Origin of the sequence: Cohnella sp. LGH (genome assembly GCF_017671885.1) — a bacterium.
Lineage (GTDB): Bacteria > Bacillota > Bacilli > Paenibacillales > Paenibacillaceae > Cohnella > Cohnella phaseoli.
Genome location: NZ_CP072117.1, coordinates 7,303,203 through 7,322,021 on the forward strand (window position 1 = coordinate 7,303,203; position 18,819 = coordinate 7,322,021).

10 protein-coding genes are annotated in these 18,819 nt (G+C 54.3%); 1 reads left to right on the top strand and 9 read right to left on the bottom strand.

Annotation, left to right across the window (positions count from 1 at the left end; genetic code table 11):
• Window positions 1-39: 39 nt before the first annotated feature.
• The 7 genes from J4772_RS30190 to J4772_RS30220 form a co-directional block, all read right to left on the bottom strand.
• Window positions 40-5,796 carry an S-layer homology domain-containing protein gene (locus J4772_RS30190; RefSeq protein ID WP_209072732.1) on the bottom strand — a complete coding sequence of 1,919 codons (5,757 nt, stop codon included), beginning with the start codon at window positions 5,794-5,796 and terminating at the stop codon, window positions 40-42.
• Window positions 5,797-5,829: 33 nt separating this feature from the next.
• Window positions 5,830-6,870 (bottom strand): glycoside hydrolase family protein, encoded by a 1,041-nt coding sequence (locus J4772_RS30195; RefSeq protein ID WP_209072733.1) that lies wholly within the window; start codon window positions 6,868-6,870, stop codon window positions 5,830-5,832.
• 7 nt (window positions 6,871-6,877) lie between these two features.
• On the bottom strand, window positions 6,878-7,693 hold the full coding sequence (locus J4772_RS30200; protein ID WP_116065107.1) for a carbohydrate ABC transporter permease: 816 nt from the start codon (window positions 7,691-7,693) through the stop codon (window positions 6,878-6,880).
• Complete coding sequence (locus tag J4772_RS30205; protein WP_209072734.1) at window positions 7,690-8,580, bottom strand: carbohydrate ABC transporter permease; 891 nt, start codon at window positions 8,578-8,580, stop codon at window positions 7,690-7,692. Before J4772_RS30205 ends, J4772_RS30200 begins: the two co-directional genes overlap by 4 nt.
• Before the next feature lie 62 nt (window positions 8,581-8,642).
• The gene (locus J4772_RS30210; protein WP_209072735.1) at window positions 8,643-9,953 is read right to left on the bottom strand and encodes an ABC transporter substrate-binding protein; all 1,311 of its coding nucleotides are present in this window, start codon (window positions 9,951-9,953) and stop codon (window positions 8,643-8,645) included.
• A 91-nt stretch (window positions 9,954-10,044) separates the two neighbouring features.
• Entirely contained in the window at window positions 10,045-11,658 is a 1,614-nt protein-coding gene (locus J4772_RS30215) for a response regulator (RefSeq protein WP_209072736.1), read from the bottom strand.
• Window positions 11,655-13,328, bottom strand: coding sequence for a sensor histidine kinase (locus J4772_RS30220; RefSeq protein WP_209072737.1), 1,674 nt, complete (start codon window positions 13,326-13,328; stop codon window positions 11,655-11,657). Before J4772_RS30220 ends, J4772_RS30215 begins: the two co-directional genes overlap by 4 nt.
• A 126-nt stretch (window positions 13,329-13,454) precedes the next feature.
• On the opposite strand from J4772_RS30220, the gene J4772_RS30225 reads away from it, so the two are divergent.
• Window positions 13,455-14,330 (top strand): aldose epimerase family protein, encoded by an 876-nt coding sequence (locus J4772_RS30225; protein ID WP_209072738.1) that lies wholly within the window; start codon window positions 13,455-13,457, stop codon window positions 14,328-14,330.
• Between the two features lie 237 nt (window positions 14,331-14,567).
• Here the strand turns inward: J4772_RS30225 and J4772_RS30230 are convergent, their stop codons facing one another.
• Window positions 14,568-15,470, bottom strand: coding sequence for a TetR/AcrR family transcriptional regulator (locus J4772_RS30230; protein WP_209072739.1), 903 nt, complete (start codon window positions 15,468-15,470; stop codon window positions 14,568-14,570).
• Between the two features lie 35 nt (window positions 15,471-15,505).
• Window positions 15,506-18,688, bottom strand: a complete 3,183-nt coding sequence (locus J4772_RS30235; RefSeq protein WP_209072740.1) for an efflux RND transporter permease subunit — start codon at window positions 18,686-18,688, stop codon at window positions 15,506-15,508.
• Window positions 18,689-18,819: the final 131 nt, after the last annotated feature.

The following is an 18,819-nucleotide window of genomic DNA, read 5'->3' on the forward strand; positions in this document are numbered from 1 at the left end:
GAGAGAGGATTGCCCCCTCTCTGACGCCTGATGCCTTCTTTATTCGGCTTTGCTACGAATAATTTCCAGCAGATTCAACATGATTTGTGCTGCTTCCGCACGAGTTGCTTCCCTTTGGGCATAGAAACTGCCGTCCGACCGCCCCTTCATCAATCCGATCGCCGTAGCCTTGCGCACGGAGCTTTCCGCCCAGAGGGCTATTCGACCAGCATCTTTAAATTCCGCCGTGACACCGGACCTCGCTTCATAATCGCCGGTCGTATATTCGTATGCCCTTGTCGCCAATACAGCCAATTGTTCCCTCGTAATAAGCGCATCGGGAGCGAATGCATTCTCCCCGACTCCCTTAATCAGCCCGGCTTCGTAGGCCGCAGCTATATGTTCCGCGTACCAAGCGTTACCAGGCACATCTCCGAACTTCGCTGCGCCTTTCGCTTCAATTCCTAACGCTCGGACTAGTAGGACGGCAAACTCCGCTCTTGTCGTCGGTTCGCGCGGCGTGAACTCCGATTCGTTCACGCCGCTCACAATCCCTTTCGCCGCTAGCACCGTTATCGCTCGCGCAGCCCAATGTCCCGCCGGAATGTCGACGAACGTTCTCTCCACTTCTAGAACGACATATTTGCCGGGCCTGTTTGCTTCGGCCCATACGAGATTGGAGTTACGGTCTACGGTTCCCCCGACATACTCCCATTTATCCGCCACTTCGTTGAAATAATACATTCCGATGAGCTCCTCATCGACAGATGCCGAATAAGGAAGGGCGATTCGGACGCCGCCGGAACCTTGCCAATCGACGGACCGATCTCCGTCCGTTAAAGACACCCGAACATCATAGACCCGATCGGCCTGCCGGATTATGGCCGTTCCTGCGGCTAACGGCGCTTTTTCGTTGGCTCCGCCGCTAACCGGACCGACGCTGACGCGCAGTTGGGCATCCGTTCCCGAATTCAAGCCAGATGACAAATGATCCATAACACCGCGTTTTATGTCCAACGTAGCTTTACCGAATCCGACGCGAAGCGGAAGCACGCTCGCCTGACGGAAGGGGATATCGACAGAGGTTTGCCCCTGCGGAACCTGAATCACCGCCTGCCCATCCGTGACAATGACTGGATTGCCTGCACTGCCGCTGCTTCCGTTGTTGCTGCTATTGCTGCCGTTATTGTCATTATTGCCGTTATTGCCGTTGTTTCCGTTATTGCCGTTATTGCCGTTATTGCCGTTATTGCCGTTATTGCCGTTGTTTCCGTTATTGCCGTTGTTTCCGTTGTTTCCGTTATTGCCGTTGTTTCCGTTATTGCCGTTATTGCCATTATTACCGTTGTCCTCCGCAAGCGTCGTAACGGTAACGGTCGGTCCGTCCGCGCTCCAGACGCCGGAAAAACTGCCCGCTTCCACTTTGAACGTATACGAGGTCGCTGGACTTAACCCCTCAGCCATATACGAGTAGACGGCTCCCGTTACGGACGCCGCTTCCGTCCCGTCCCGGTAGATCTTGTACTGTGCGATTCCGTCGGATGAATCGCTCGCTTCCGACCAGTGGAGCAGTACGGAGCGGGAGGTAACGTTCGCGGTCGTCAGCGTTCCGTTCACCCACGACGGACCAGCCTGAACGTCAAGAGAATACGTTTGCGAGGTTCCGCTTTCCGACGTAACGACGACGATCATCCCCGGCTGAATCCCCCCTTGGACGACCGGCGTCAAACCATCGCTTTCATACACCCCGAATACCGCGCCCTCGGCGGCTACGATTCGATTCACGAATTGCTGCATGTCGGTATCCAAAGAAATTCCGCGAATCGTTCCCGCCGAGCTATCGATCTCGTATGCTCCGGAAGCCAGCGCAGTATCTTCGCTTGGACCGTAGATTTCCGTTTCCGTCACAGCAATGATCTTGCCGGGATCGAAACCTAGGACGACGCGAATTTGCGAGATCTGCACGGCGTCGAAAGCGACTCGGTTCAGAGCGACGGCAGGTACGCTCGGATCGTTCGTCTGATTCGGAGGGTTCGCCCACCCGTTGCCATCCCAATATTCCACTCGAATGAACGTCGGAGGGGTCTCGTTCCCTCCTCCCGCGTAAACGTACAGATCGACTCTATCAACCGTTTTAACCTCGCCGAAATCGTACTTCAACCACTCTTCCCCGACAACCGCATTCGTCGTTTTATAGTTGTGCCATCTGCTGTGAGGGTCGTCGGTATACGAAATGATGCCGTCTACCGTCTTCCATGCATCGGGCTGATAGGTCGTATAGGCATAAGACTGCGACGCTTTGGGATATCCTTGCTTGGAAGGATTGAGCGCCAAGTTCGCCTTTCCGACAAGCAAAGCGTACGTCTTGGAGTTCCGACCGTCCTGGGAGGTTACTTTTAGCTTCATGCCGGAAGTCAACGCTTGCTCCGCCACCGGAGTCGTACCGTCGGCCAGATAAAGTACGCAGGATGCGCTATCCCCGCAAGTGAGCCTGGAGAAGAAAGCCTGTGCCCGGGTGCCGCCAGGCACATTAGAGATCGTCCTCATCGCCTCGTCGATCGCGTAAACATCGGAGCGGATGCTGGCCTCCGAATTCGGTTCGCGGACGACCGTTAACGAGAATATCAGCTCATAAGTATCCGCGCCGTCGCGAATGGTCGCGATCAGCTTCACCGGCAAATCTCCTCCAGCGAACGGCGGCCTCGTCACGATACCCTCTGAGGTAATCGCGCCCGGGTTGTCCGTACGCCACGAGATCGCTTCCCCAGCCCGCCCGGTATCGGGAAACACCAGATTAGCGACGATCCGATCCTCCGAAGCATTGTCGCCGCGGATGTCTTCGAAGGACACAGCCGTCGGTTTTTCCGATATCGTCAGCCTATGCGAGCCCTGGGCGGAAAACTTATAGGTCGCCTGTCCGTTCGTCGGCAGCAGCAACACCGATCCCACGGTGCCGTCCATTAGATTTTCGTCCTTAACGAGATAGGATTGGCCGTTGTCCAGCTTTCTCCAGATCGATTCGACGGGAATCGCTCCATCCGTGTTCACAAATCGGGTTTTATCGTCGACATGCTTGACCGTGAACAAATGTTCTCTCAGCTTATAATTTACGCTCGTCCCAAACAAGGAAGCGTCGAGCGACGGGTCGATGACAAGCCGATCGTACTTGGGCTTGATCCCCATGATGATGTCGTAAAATCCGGCGATCGGACGGGCGTTCGCGCTCATCCAAGGTTCCCGCAAGGTGTCCGGCTGAAGGTCCCACGTATAAGTGTTCCAGATCAGACCGTCTTTGCCGTATTGCTCGACCAGCGTTCTAAGCAGTTCAGCCGGAACCTCGTTATCTCCGATTGCTGTGTAAGCCGCCATCATGTCGTAGCTCATCTGAGGGAAACTGCTTCCGTGCAAATAGCTTGGAAATGGATTATTGTTTTCCGAGCTCGAATAAGCCGTTCTCTGAGCCGGGAACAAAGCTAGCGGCTGGTTCAATTGATTATTCCCGTTCCGGAAGTCCGTATATTGCTCCAAAATTAATCGCGCGCGCGTCTCGTCGACCAAGCCGAACATAATGGCATAGGCGTTTTCAAAAGTATGGCCGACGTCGCCGTAAATTTGCCCGTTCAAGCCTCGGGAGTGGACGAACGATTTCGTGGCCTCCGACCAGAAACCTCCTTGCGACTTGTCCTTGTTATAAGTCGTTTTAAGCTGTGCCGCTTTGGCCTTGTATTTATCCGCTCTCTGTTGGTCGCCGAAAACATCCTCCTCCAATGCGGCCCAGTCGAGCAGCGCTTTATAAAGAAAGGCGTTTGCGTAAGCACTGTTTTGGCCGATCTTGCTCTGATCGTCCCATTGAGACACTTCGTAGGCGAAAGAATCCATTAATCCGTCGTTGTTCGTATCCCTCGTAAATGCCGCCCAATCCAGTACCTTCCGTCCCATGTCTTTCACTTCCGCTAGCCAGGCGTCATCCGCCGACAAGTCGTAAATCGCCGCGATTCCGGCTATAAACTGCCCGTACGTGTCAAAGAAATAATCCTTATACCAGACGTTCTCCCTGGCGGAGACGGCCCACAACTGTCCCGTTCCATGAATCGGATAGTTGTAATTTTTGATGAAACGAACGAAATTTTTAAGTGTATCCAAATACGCTCCATTACCCGCTCCTTGCAGAGCTAGAGCGTTCCGAGAATACCACCATGTTTCGTAAGGACCCATTCCGCTGACATCCGTGTCCCCCATGCCTACGTTCAGATCGATGACGGACGATCTGGCGTAATCCTGAAGGGCTTCCGCCAATGTGAATTCATCGATGCCCGAGCTAGCGGGAATTTCTCCGATATCGTAATAGGCATCCAAGTTGTCTTCGCTACCGAACGTATAAGTGAACGTATCTGTCTGACCGGCCTGCACCTGCACGGTCTTGAAATCGTTTTTCTGAAAAATGCCAAGCGGCAAGTATTTATCGGTGTTCCCGGTTTGCGCGTTAGAAGTGCCGCCGAGCGAGAACGCTTGATCGCTCAGTTTATGCTCGACGATCAAAGCTCCCGTCTCGTTCAAAGGTTTGCGCCAAATCTTGGTCGCCCGGTTGCGGTTCGAGGCCAAATCGATGCTCAGCATCCGATGGTGAAGCTTGTCGATCAAATCCAGGTTTGCCGTATAAAAGCTGAACCTATCGTTGTCGTACCAGCTACCGGTACGAATGACATTGGATTTCTCCGGGTTGGCGCTCGGGGACGTCGTATAGGGAGTTCGCGATAAAAAACGGTTCAGACTTCTTCTCTCCCCCGCTCCGTTCACGCCGGGATCCAGCAGAATCAGGCTGCCTCCGTCTTCCGTCCTCTGCACGACGTCGAACGCCTTGCTTTGGAATGCGAACGACAGTGTCCGTTGATCCTTAAGCTGAAGCTCACCCCCGTAGGTTCGGGAGACATGGAGAACAATGTCCGAGGATCGCGCCTCTACGGTCCACGTCTCGTTAATCGGGATTCCGCCGCTCTCGTAAATAATTCCGTTGAACGTGACCGTCCGACCGTCCACCGTCGCCTGCGGGGAAGCAGCTAAAAGATGGGTGCCGATCCATTGGGATTGAGTCAGGTTAGTCGTCCCGTCATAGGCTTCGAGTTCCGTAATGGCCGCATAATAAGCGGTTTTGCCTCCGCCTGGGCTTTTATTGATCATATTCAAACGGATTTTCGATGTATGGATTTTGTCGAACGAGACGGTGTTCGCCGCGTTACCGAGAGGAGCAGACGGGCTATTCGAGGAATTGGTAACGTTTACAAAAGTGGACCCATTCCAATATTCGACGGAATGACTCTGAGGCGCGGCCGTATATCCGGCATCCTCGAAATAATAAATCTTGAGCCTGTCTACGTTCACGTTCTTCCCGAAGTCGTACTCGATCCAATCCGAGGTTACCGGTTGTTTGCTGCTCCGATAAGCGGTCCAGCGATTCCGCGGATTCTCGGTATAAGATATAATTCCGTCTTTCAAGTGTTTAATATTATCGCCGGAATTCGTATACGACGCGCTTACGGTTACTGGGTTAGCAGCCGTAAGCACCCCGGAGCCCGATACCTCTCCCGGCTCGAGCGTTTCGTTCCCTCCCAGCTTCATCGACGACAAAACCAACTTATCGTCGTAATCGAACGCGAGACTCAACTCTCCGGCGTTAACGGTAATCTTCTTATTGCCGCTGTCCTGTATAATCGCCGGGAGGGCGTTCGTGGAAGACGCGCCTGCACGTTCAGGAGCGGCCGTCAAGGTCGAGAAAAGCAAAGTACCGCACATCGCCGAGAGTATCCATTGTCTTGTCATCGAAATTCTCCTTTCGACTCAAATCGGAGTCGATTATGATTTGCCGCGATTGGTCGCCAACGCAATACACCGGAATTCGTCCTGCCCCTCGAACACCTCGACCCGTGTCGCATCGCCTTCGAACCACGGTCGACAAGCGCAGTAGTAATGATAGAGCGTACCGTTCCACATGACGACCGACGATTTGTGAGCGTGAATCTCGTCCAGCTCTCCCGGGGAGCCGTGCGGGAGCAGCGGCTTGTCGAGCGTCGTCCACCGAAGCAAATCCTCGGATACCGCCAACAACCCCTGCGCATGCTTCCCGTCCAAACCGAATCCGAAGTTCATCCAGCGCCCTGTCTCTCCGTCGTAGCGGATGCAAGGATCGCTATAGAACTGACTGTAGAACGTTCCTTCTTTGCACGGCATCACCGGATTGCCGCCATAACGCTCCCAATGCATCAGGTCGTCCGATGTTGCGACGCCCGTCTCTTCCTTCCATGGCCATACACCATCGCCCTTGGCGTTGTAGAACATCCAGTACTTCCCGCCATGCTCCAGCAGGCAGCACTTGTACAAGCCTTCTTTTTCCCAATCGCCGCCGTTCTCGTACGTATAGATCGGGCGCTCAAGCCGATGCCATTCCCGCAGCGATTCGTCCGTCGTCCAAGCCAGCCCCATCACGGCTCCCCCGGCTTCGTATCCCTCGTCCGGATAAGCATGATAGATCATCCAGTACTTACCGTCCCGCTTGCGAAGCGTCGGCGTCTCACGGATCTCGTTCGAATTCAGCAGCATCCACGAACCCGCCGCACCGACCCGGTCCCAGCGGTCCGAGTCCTCCAATCGGGGGAGAATGACAGCTTCGTGCCGCCATTCCAGCAGATCGTCGCTGACGGCAAGCCCCGTTTGATAGCCGATGCCGTCAAAGCCGACGTGCATCATGTAGAACCGTCCGTTATGCCGGAAGACGAACGGGCAGTCCACGCCGTGAGAATCGTAGCGTCCCGCGATTCCGGATCCTGACAGCGCCGGCGTTACCATCTTGCTAGGCGTGCTCCACCTGGCGAGCCACTCTTCCTGTTCCACTCTCATCTTAGCTTCATCCCTTCACCGCGCCTGCCGCGACGCCTTTAATAATGTATTTCTGCAGCGCCAGATACAACGCCAGCACGGGAATCGCCGCCAGAATGAGCGACACCAGCGCCAGGTTCCACTGCTGGCTGTACGTTCCGAAATATCGGTAGACGGTCAGTTGCAGCGTCATCACTTCCTCTCGCTGAAGCATGAGGAAAGAGAGAATAAAGTCGTTCCAAACCCACAGCACGTTTAACACCGCTGCAGTGGCCGTGACGGGCAGCAGCAGCGGAACGATAATGCGAAAGAACGTCTGGTAGACGTTCGCCCCGTCGATTCGAGCGGCCTCTTCCAGCTCCGCCGGAAGCTGAGTCATAAAGCCCCTGTAGAGGAAAATCGTAAACGGAGAGAACAACGCGACGATCATCAGCACTAGTCCTAAGCGGGAGTTCATCAGATTCAGCTCGGATGCCAGCTTAACCAGAGGGATCATAATCGTCTGGAATGGCACCATCATCGACAGAGTGAAGAACATGAGCAGCCAGAAGCCGCGAGAACCGTTCATTCGCGAGATCCGATAGGCCGCCATTGCGCTTAGCAGCAGCGTGAATCCGACTCCTAAAGCCGTTACGAGCACCGTATTCCATAGCGCCCGCGGGTAATGCATATCCTTCCACACCCGCTTGTAGTTGCCGAGCTCCCATGTCTCCGGCCAAGACACGAAGGAACGTAGCATTTCCCCGTTCGTCTTGAAAGAGTTCAACAGGGCGAACAGAATCGGCAGCAAAAATAGAAGCGCGAGCAGCACAGCCGCGATTTCTCCGAAGCCTCTGCGAATCATGCGCTCACCTCCTTATTGCGCAATACTCGGAACTGTATGAGCATAACGATGACGATAAACAAGCAGAACACGATCGAGCGGGCCGTTCCCGATCCATACGAGTTCGCCGTGAACGCCTCGCGGTAAATGTTGATCGCCAAGCTTTGGCTGGAATTGGCCGGGCCTCCGCCGGTCAAAGCCAAAATCAGGTCGAACACTTTGAACGAATTCGTCGTCGTCAGAAAAACATTGGAGACGATCGCGGGCATCAGCAGCGGAAGGGTCATTTTCCAGAACCTCGTCCAGCTCCCCGCTCCGTCCACATGCATCGCTTCCTTCAACTCTCCGGGGATGCCTTGAAGTCCTGCCAAATAGATCACCATGGCCAGCCCGACGCTCGACCATAGAGAAACCCCGGCAATCGGATACAGGATGTGGTCCGGGTTGCCTAGAAAGCTATAAGTAAGAAAGTTCCACCCCAGCTGCGTTCCCAATTCGTAGAAGACGGAGGAAAACACGAATTTCCATAGGAAGCCGACCACGATCAAGGAAATGACGTTCGGCGAGAAGAAGACGACGCGAAGCGCGTATTTCGATTTCAGCTTGGAATCGACGAGCAGCGCCAGAAGTACGCCGAAGACGTTGACAAGCACGATGTTCAGCGCGGAAAATTGCAGCGTAAACAAGAAAGAATCGCGGAATTCTCCGCTGTGCAGCAGCAGATCCGCATAGTTGCGAAAGCCGACCCAATTAAACGAATTTTGCAAGCCGTCCCAATCGGTGAACGAATACAGCAACGAGCCTCCGAGCGGAACGATGAAAAAGATCGCATACAGTATCAAGATCGGACCGATAAAAGATAACGTAATCCCGATCCCTCTTAGCTTCGACGAAGCTCCGGATGACATTTCAAACCACTCCCAGAAGAGGGGAAGGACACTTCTCAAGGTGCCCTTCCGCCTCTAACACTTTATTTTTTCGCCCACGAAGCCGCGATTTCCGTCATGACGTCTTCTGCCGTTTTCTTCTTGAAAAAGTAGCCCTGCATGATCGCTTCCGCCTCTACCCGAGTCGAGCCGTTCATCAGCACTTGCGACCATGGAACAACCTTCTGCGCGTTGACGTAGGACAGAATATCGTCGGCGATCGGATTGCTGGAGACGGTTACGCCTTCGATGGCCGGAATCTGCTTCATATTCTCGTTGGCAATGCCGTTGCCTTCCTTGGTCGTTAGCCATTCGAACAGCTTCTTAGCCGCTTCCTGATGGGCGGACTTGGTCGTGATCGCGTAGGAGACGTTCACGTTAACTCCCAGCTTCGCATCGTCGGCGTTGTCGCTGTAAGGGATGGCGCCGAAACCGAGCTTCGCGTCTTTGTTGATGTCGATAATGCTGGAATACGCCCAGTAGCCTTGCTGAAGCATGGCGACCTTGCCTTGAGCCAGTAACGATAGGCTCGCGTTATAGTTATTGGAAGAGGCTTGCGGATCGGCATTCCCATAGATCAGGTCCAACGTTGCGAATCCTTGCTTCAGCCGATCCGATTGGATAGACTGACCGGCCTTGGCGTTCTCCGCCAGCGCTTTGACGTCGTCGGCCGTACCCGCGATCGTCGTGAACAGGGTATGAGCAAGCGTCCATCCATCCGCTACCGCCAAACCGAACGGCGTAATGTTGTTCGCTTTGAGCTTGTCGATCGCCTCCCGCAGTTCCGTCTGCGTCTTAGGAAAAGCTTCGATGCCCGCTTCCTTGAACAAATCCTTGTTGTAATAGATGCCCATTCCGGAAATGTCGAGCGGAATCCCGTAGATTTTACCGTCCGGTGTCGTCATCTGCGAACGAATCTGCTCCGAATAATTGCCGATATAAGCATCGTTAGCCAGATCGAGGATATGTCCGGCTTGTCCGAGCTCCAACAGATCTCCGTATTCGCCCATGACGATATCCGGCATGTCGTTGGAGGCGATCTTCGTCTTTAGCACCGTGTAATAATCCTGGTCGTTTACGAGCAGGTCAACCGTGATGCTTGGGTTCTGCTCCGTAAATTTCTTGAAAGTCTCCTCCAATGCCTGCCGTTTGTCCATATTGAAAAGGAAGGCAGTAAGCGTTACGGGCTCGCCCCCGGCGCTGGCGCTTGGCGAAGCGCTCTCGCCAGCCGGCGAGGAAGCGGGGCTAACCGACGGCGAAGAAGCGTTGCCGCCGTTATTGCCGCAACCGCCAAGCACGAGGGCAGAGCCGATCAACAGCGTGGATGTCAGGGTTAGCAAGTTCTGTTTGCGCAAAATAAAGACCCCTCTCGAATTGAATATCCTCATTATAAGGATTCCGAGAAGGGCCACCTACCATGATATTAAGCAATCGATTAGCACGATATTAAGATCGTTCGCGCCTGACCGTCGAGTTAATGCGGTATTCGGAAGGCGTGCGCCCGTATTCCCTCTTGAATAGCTTGTCGAAGTAACTGAAATGATCGTAGCCCACGGCTGAGGCGATCGCGGAGACGGAGCGGTCGTCCTCCTCCAGCATCCGTCTCGCCTCGTCTAAACGCTGAGTATGAATGTAACGAACGACCGTGACGCCGAATTGCCGCTTGAACTGGGAAGCCAAATACTCTTTGCTCATAAAGAATCTCTCGGCCAAGTCCGCAAGCGACATTTCCTCTCGAAAGCCGATGTCGATATACTCCTTCACTGCGAGCGCCCGGTTTCCTCGCGTCGAGCTTTCCGCCAGATAGGCGGCGTCGGTTACGAAGGATTGCAGCGTCTCCTCGAACAGCTCCAACGCTCTCGCCCCGTCGAAGTCGATCCTCGTCGCAAACGGCTCCACCCCGTCCAGCAGATCGGCAGCACAGCGCAAGCCGAATTCCGCCTCCACTCGCGCCAGCAGCAGCGTCCAGGCCTGGAACAGGAACATCGCCGACAGACGCCCGGAAGCGGTCGCCGCCCCGAACAGCCGCTCTAATTCGCCGCGAATCCGAAACGGCAGCCCGTGTTTGACTAGATGGCAAGCCTTCGGCACGAACGCGTCAACCGCCGCAAGCAGCTCAGGGCTGGAAGCCTGACGATTCGCCTGTCCGTTCGGAAAGATTGCTGTTCCTAGCTCAAGCGAACGAAGATCGGCATAGAACGCCGAGTCCTCCAACGCTGCGATTGCCGAAGAGAAGTCGGCTATACGTCGGCCCAAATCGTCGGATAAGGCGAAAGCTTTCAATTTGAGCACTTGACCGAGCGCGTCCAATAGCTCCTTCACCCACTCTCCCGAGGAGACGGAAGCGGGAACGGTCAACCAATAGCTCCAGTCGTACCGTCCGGACGGACCGAACAACAAGTGCAAATCTACGCTCTCCGCATGTTCGGCAATAAGCTTACCAATCGCATAGTTCAGCAATTGTTTATCCTTATTAAATCGCTCCCGCAGCGCATATTCATAATCCGCAATTGCGATGACATGGACTTGGCACAAGTCCTCTCGGACAAACGCGGGAAGCCGTTCCGTCTCCTCCCGCGACAGCTTGCGCCCTTCGTACACATTGTCCAACACGGAGGCCAAGCGAAGCTGCGACTTCTCCCGCTTCATTTCCTCCCACAGCCGTTCAGTTTGCTCCCGGAACCGATTTTTGCCGATTCGCTCCTTCGCTTTGGCTAAAGCCGCCTCCACGTCTTCTCGATCAAACGGCTTAAGCACGTAATCAACGGCCTCGTTCGCGAGAGCCTGCTTCACGTAACCGAAATCGTTATGTCCGCTGACAACGATAACCGGAATGTCGAGCTTGCGTTCGCGCAGGCGCTCCAGTAATTCGTTCCCGTTCATCACGGGCATGATCATATCGAGCACGATCAGGTCAGGCTCTTCGTCCCGCACAGCATCCAGCCCTCCGACGCCCGTCTCGGCCTCCCGAATCGATTCGATCGCCGGATCTATCTCTAACAGTAATCTTTTTAGCGCCCTTCTGACTTTCGGCTCGTCTTCGATGATCAGTACTTTCATGATGCCGCCTCCGTCCTCCAACTGATCGATACGCTTGTCTTTCCATGGATCGCTTTAATAGCAATGCCATCGGAGCCGGGAAACAAATATTGCACGCGCTTATGCACGTTGGCGAGCCCCACGCTTGTCCCGAGCGACCCGCTCTCCCGCACCTGCCGAGTTAACTGATCCGCTTCCCGTTCATCGAGCGTACCGGCCGAATCGCTCACCGTCAACACCACGCTCCCGTCCGTCTCATGCGCCTCGATCGCAATCTTGCCATGACCGGAGCGGGAAATACCGTGAACGAAAGCATTCTCAACGATGGGCTGAAGGCTGAGCTTCAGCATCGGCGCCGTCTCCAGATGATTCGGAATGTCGATGCGGAATTCCAGGCGATCCTCGAATCGGTACTTCTGAATCGCCAGATAATTGCGGATGTGATCGACCTCGGCAGAGAGCGTTACAATGTCATTTTGATGATCCGTCGTATAGCGGAACATAGCCGAGAGCGACTTGACCATTTTACAAACGTTGTCGGCCCCGGCCTCCAGAGCTTCGGAGTAGATCGAAGTCAGCGTATTGTATAGAAAATGCGGATTGATCTGCGACTGAAGCGCCCGCATCTGCGCGACCGATTCGCTCATCTTAAGCTCGTACTCTCGCTTGATCAACGCCTCGATTCGTTCGACCATGGATCGGAATTGCAGCTCGAGAAACCCGATCTCGTCCCTACGTTCCCGCTTCGGTTTCCATCCCGCCAGACTGAAGTCGCCCTTGCCGACTTCTCGCATCCGTTTGACCAAGCCATAGATCGGAACGGAGATTTGCCGGGACAGCATGAGCCACAGCACGATTCCGACCAGCAAAAATGCGGCCCCCCAGAGCAGGGTCGGCTTGACGGCGTCCCACGCAATCTCCTGCAGCGTAGCCTTGGATAGAAAGGTCGCGACTGTCCACCCATAGACGTTGGTCTCGCTTACGATCTCAAGCTGATCCTTGGCATCCGACGGTTCCTTCAAGGTCGAATAGATGACGTTGCCGTCCGCATCGCGAATTTCCGTATTTTCTACGATAAAATCTTTGCCCAGCATATTTTGAAAATACGTGCCGCCCAGGTCGATGCCGATCACCCCTGCCTGCATCTTCTCAATGACGTCAGGGATCGATCGTCCCACGAACAGCAACGGCTGGTCGGACTCGGCGCTCGCGTTACGAACGACGACCAGATTGCCGTCGTGGCGTTTCGTCTCCTCGATCCATGCCGGATTGTCCGTCTCGGGAACCTGCTCGTTGCGAACATCCAGAAATTTCGCATTCACTTTGAACATCCGATGATCCGCATCCCTGTACAAGTACACGTTACTGAAGTCGTTCAGCGAATGGGTCAATATTTTCAGCAAATTTTCCACGCGGCGCTGCTTCGCGATCGCTTCCTCGCCGGCATGCTGGCTTTCCGTAACAAAATTGTACAACTCGGCCGTCTGATAGATGCTTAGCATATTGTTGTCCATACCGCGAATCGACAGCTCGAACGACTGGTTAAGTCGGTCGGCCTGCGATTTGTATTGGGCGATCAGTTCGCTCTTCAGACGCTGATTAATCGAGTCATAAGAGACGAACACGTTCACGGCGAGCGGAAGAATCGTGCAAAACAGCAGCAACGCCAGCAGCTTGAATTTAATTTTCATCGAGACTGATTCACCGCCGGATTTGTAGGATTGAAACCATGGAATCCCCCTTATTAAAACACACGATCCCCCATTTGATAAGGTATAATAAAAGGGACAACCGCAAAGATCCAGGAGGAATTGACTTTGAGCGCCAACGAAAATTACACGATCAGTACCTATACCGACGGCTTTCCATTGTACGAACTGAAGGAGCGCGACACCGATTCGTCCTTTGTCGTCTGTCCGGAACGCGGAGGCATTCTGACAAGCTGTCGTCTTCATGGACAAGAGCTGCTTTACTTAGATCGCGACACCTTTCTGAATCCGCAAGCGAACATCCGGGGCGGCAACCCCGTACTGTTCCCGATTGCGGGCCAGCTTGTGAACGGCGAATACGAATGGAACGGACAAGTCTATCCGATGAAAAACCACGGAGTGGCACGGACTGCCGCGTGGGAAGTCGTAGAGACCGGCTCTTCGGATTCGGCGTTCATTACGTTGTCCCTGCGCAGCAATGCGGAGACTTTGGCCGCGTATCCGTTCGAGTTTGAGCTGGTTTTCACTTATCGGCTTAAGGACGGCGTCCTCTCGCTTGAACAGCAATATCGCAACCTGTCCGCGGAGCCGATGCCGATGGTTGCCGGCTTTCATCCGTATTTCGCCACCGAGAGCAAAAATCTCACCTACGATACGGACGCGACCCGCATGCTGGATTACAACGACAAGCAAGAGAAGCCGTTCGACGGATATTTGAAGCTGGAGGGAATGGTCGAATCGGCGGCGCTTCTGAATGCCGACAAGCCGGAGATCGTTTTCCCGCTCGCTCAGGGACGCAGCGTTCGCTTAAGCTACAGCGAGCAGTTCCGTTACGTCGTGCTGTGGTCGGTGGAAGGCAAGCCGTTCGTCTGCGTAGAGCCTTGGACCGCGCTGAACGAAGCGCTCAACCATAAGAAGGAGCTGCTCATGGTCGCTCCGGGCGACACTTTGGAGCTCGCTTTGAATTTTGCGTTGGAAGCTTGAATGCCTCATGTGAAAGAGGCTGCCCCATAAGCAGAGTTGTTTGAGATGATCGATAGACAAAGAAAGGGGTATGTACCTCCTGTAGATGCCTCATACGCTCCTGAAATGACCTTATAACGGGTTTCCCCATTCCCATTTCAGGAGCGTATAGCATCGGAAGGAGGTACATACCCCTCGAACCTTTATCATCGATTATCTTTCACAGCAACTTGAAGAGCTTATGGGACAGCCTCTCACCTACGCATTCGTACCGCCGATCAAGCTGTCCAGCCGACCAAGCGTCTCCCCCGCATCGCTCGGCCCATACTCCTTAAGCAAAGCCAGCATTCCTCTCACCAGCAGACGATGGCCTGTAGACGGTTTCTCGACGATCTCCTTCAGCAGGGTCAGAGCTTCCATTAGATCGCGCTGCGTATCCTCGCCGCGCTCGGAGGCCGTCGCGACAATTCGGCCTTCTATCTGGGTCAGCAAAAACAACTCCTCGGTGACGACCTCCTCCGTTAATCCGGCCAAGCTCCGCAGCTTGGCAAGATCCATCGGAGGCAGCATCGGCACCTCCCCCGAACGGAACAGCCCGTTCATCATATCGTCGAGCCGCCGCAAAATATACCGGCTTAACTGCCGTCCGTCGAACACCTGCTCCTCGAAGAGCAGCTGCTCGAAATACTGAGCCCACATTCCCGATACCAGCGCGGACGCATCCGCCAGATAGGGGGTAACCTGCTCGCCGTAGATCGCCATCATGTGCGAAACGTGCCAGAGCTGCGATCTCGCGCGAAGTCGGAAGATCATTCCCTGAATTTGCGGATGAAGACCGGTAAACGGCTCCTTGATCAGCATTTTCATAAAATCCAGCTGCTCGAGGACGAAGCGGTATTGGCGTTCAAGCTGGGAGGCAAACTTCTCCCGGGGAGGGAGAAGCGTGTCCCCGGGCTTGTCTCTCATTTCCGCGAACAACATTTCTCCGTAATACTCGATAACCGAGATGAGAAGATCGTCCTTGGACTTGAAGTAGAAGTAGATGGAGCCTTTAGCCATGCCAAGCTCGTCGACAATTTCCTGGATCGAGGTTGCGTTAAATCCTTTGCGGGCAAAGCAATGGATCGCCGCCTCAAGAATCAACTTCTTTTTATCCTGCACGACTGTCTACCCTTTCTTTCGACGACGGCCAACCGTTAAGCATTTGCGTTTTTCGATTTCCGTCTCATTTTCATCAGCAGCTCGTAAATAATCGGAACGATCAGCAGTGTAAGCAGCGTAGAGCTGATCAGACCGCCGATAACCGTTACGCCGAGCCCTTTGGAAATGATGCCAGCGCTCTCGAAGCCAAACGCCAGAGGCAGCAGCGCACCGATCGTCGCCAGCGCGGTCATCAGAATCGGACGCAGACGAGTTCCGCCCGCTTCAAGCAGCGCTTCCCGAGTAGACATTCCCTCGCGCTCCTTGTGAATAACGCGGTCGATCAATACAATCGCGTTCGTGACGACGATACCGATCAACATTAGGGCACCCATCAGCGCCGATACGCTTAGCGTTTCGCCTGTCAGGTACAGCGCCACCAGACCGCCGATAATCGCAAACGGCAGCGAGAACATGATCGCGAACGGAGCAAGACCGCCTCCGAACGTAAGCACAAGCGCCAGATACACGATGGCGATAGCAGCAACCATAGCCAGGCCGAGCTGGGTAAACGTTTCATTGATTTGCTCGGTAACGCCGCCGAATTGCACCTCAATGCCGGAAGGAAGCTCCAGCTTGTCGACCTTGGCCTGCAAATCGCTTGAGACTTTGGCGACATCCGACTCCTTAATGTTGCCGGTCACGTTAACGACCATTTTGCCATTCTGTCTGGCTATCGAGTTCGGCGATGTGCCCTCTTCGACCGTAGCCACTTCCCCGATCGTCACTTCCATTCCGAGCGGCGAACGCAGCTTCTTGGCCAGAATGTCTTCTACGCTCTTGTATTCCGCTTGCTCAACGGCAACATAGACGTTGTAGCGTTTGCCGTCTTCTTCGATTTGCGTCAGCACTGGACGAACGCGTTGAGGGCTAAGCTCCATCGCGATCTGGCCAGGTACGAGCCCGTAGCGGCTCAGCTTCTCCTGATCGGCGACAAACGTATACTGCTCATAAGTCTTGGACAGGCTGGTTTTCACTTTCTCGAAGGAATTATCGGCTTTCATCAGATCGGCGATCTGATTCGCCACCGGAGCGATCTGGTCAAGAGAATCGCCGAATACGCTCAGGCTGAACTGGCTGCCTCCGAATCCTCCGGTTTGATCCATCTCGGCCCATTCTCCTGTCGGAACCGCTTTGCGCAGCTCCTCGATAAGCGCCGACTTCTTGTCTGCGAAATCCTTCGTGTCGCTTTTGTATTGCAGGAAGAACAATCCGGACTTGGACGGTCCCGGCTGCAGCGGATTTTCTCCGCCTACCGAGTACTGCACGCTGGTCACTTCCGACTGGTCCATAATGACTTTCTCGGCGACCAACGCCTTCTGCTCTACATCCTCGATCCGATCTCCCGGATCCGGACTGTACGTGACCATAGCATACTTGTCTTCCTGATCCGGCAGGAAGCTCGCGCCGATCAGAGGGACAAGGAACAGACTTCCGACCAGCAGCGCAAAAGAAATGACGAGCGTAATGATTTTATGGTTCAAGGCGGAGGACAGCAAGCGGCGATAGCCTTGAGCCAGTTTACCGTTATTTTCTTCGTGGTCGTGGCCTTTGCCTTCCTTAACGCCTTTCTTGAACATCTGATGCGCAAGCATCGGCACGACCGTGATCGCCACGAGCAGCGAAGCCAGCAGCGCGAACACAATCGTTAATGCGAACGGAAGGAAAATTTGGCCGACCATGCCGCTAACCAGTCCGAGCGGCAAGAATACGGCGATCGTGACGATCGTCGAGGACATGATCGGAAGGAACATCTCCATCGTCGCCGCCTTGACCAGCTCGCTGCCCTTCAGCTTCTCGCCCTTGAGCGACATCCGACGGTAAATATTCTCGATAACGACAATCGAGTCGTCGACGACCCGGCCAATCGCGACGGTCATCGCTCCGAGCGTCATAATGTTCAACGTAATATCGAACTGCTTCAGGAACAATACCGCGATAATAAGCGACAGCGGAATCGACACGATCGAAATCAGCGTCGTGCGAATGTTCCTCAAGAAGAGTAGGATTACGATTACCGCGAACAACGCCCCGAATAAGGCTTTGCTGAGCATCGTCTCGACGGATTCCTCGATCGGTTTGCCTTGATCCAGCATGATGTCGATTTTAAGATCCGTAAATTTCTCTTTCAGCTTATCCGCTTCCGCTTTAACTCCGTTTACCACTTCGACCGTATTGGCGTCATTCGCCTTTACGACCTGAATACCGATGGACTCAGCGCCGTTCGTGCGCGAGATGGATTCGGCCTTGCCCATAACCTCGATATCGGCAATGTCTCCGAGCAGTACGGTCGGCAATCCCGCGTTCGGCATCGATGCCGCTCCGCCCGCATTGTCCGCGCCCGAAGCTGTGCCGCCTGCGCCTTCCGCGCCCGGAGCCGATGCGCCGCTTCCCCCCGGTACGGCTTGTCCAGCGCCTCCCGGCGCTCCTGCCGCGGAAGGAATAACCGGGATCGCAACCTTCTTCAGATCGTCGATCGTCGTAATTCGGCCGTCCACGACAACCGTTTTCTGCGTTTGGTCAAATTGGAACAGCCCTAGCGGAGCCTTCAAAGCCGAGCCCTGAACGATCCCTTTGACCGTATCTTCCGTCAAGCCCAGCTCGGCGAGCTTCGCCTGATTGAATTTTAGCGAGACTTCCTTCACAAACTGACCGGCGATTTGCACGGAGGCTACGCCCGGAACGCCTTCCAGCGCCGGCTCCACTTCCTCCGATACGATTCTCGTCAGCTCTTCGAGATCGCCTTGACCCGATGCGCTCAAGGAAATGACCGGGAACGAGTTGAACGAGAATTTGGAGATGTTCGGCGCCTGCACGCCTTCCGGCAGTTTAACGTCCGATGCCGCTTCCCTCAACTGGGCGACCGCTTGATCCATATCTTGACCGAAATCGTATTCGATGAAAATCGACGATACGTTCTCCATCGATGTCGAGGTTATGTTTTTGACGCCTTCCGTATTTTGAAACCTTTTCTCAAGCGGTTCCGTAACATCTTGTACGACCGTATCCGGAGCTGCCCCCGGAGCCACCGTCGTCACGCTAAGGAACGGAAGGCTTAAGTTAGGCAAGCTTTCCTGCTTCATCGTCATCCCGGAATACAAACCCGCTACAACGACGATGATCGTGATCATCCATAACGCAAATTTGTTCTTTAGAGAAAATCCGATAACACTCTTCATATGTCCTCTTCCTCCTCCAATCTCTCTGTTCAAAATTTTATCGAACGACTGGTCGAAAGTCAAATGGATATTGTGGCAATATTGCATATATATCAATGTTTTATTCACAAAACGATTGGTCAATCACCATT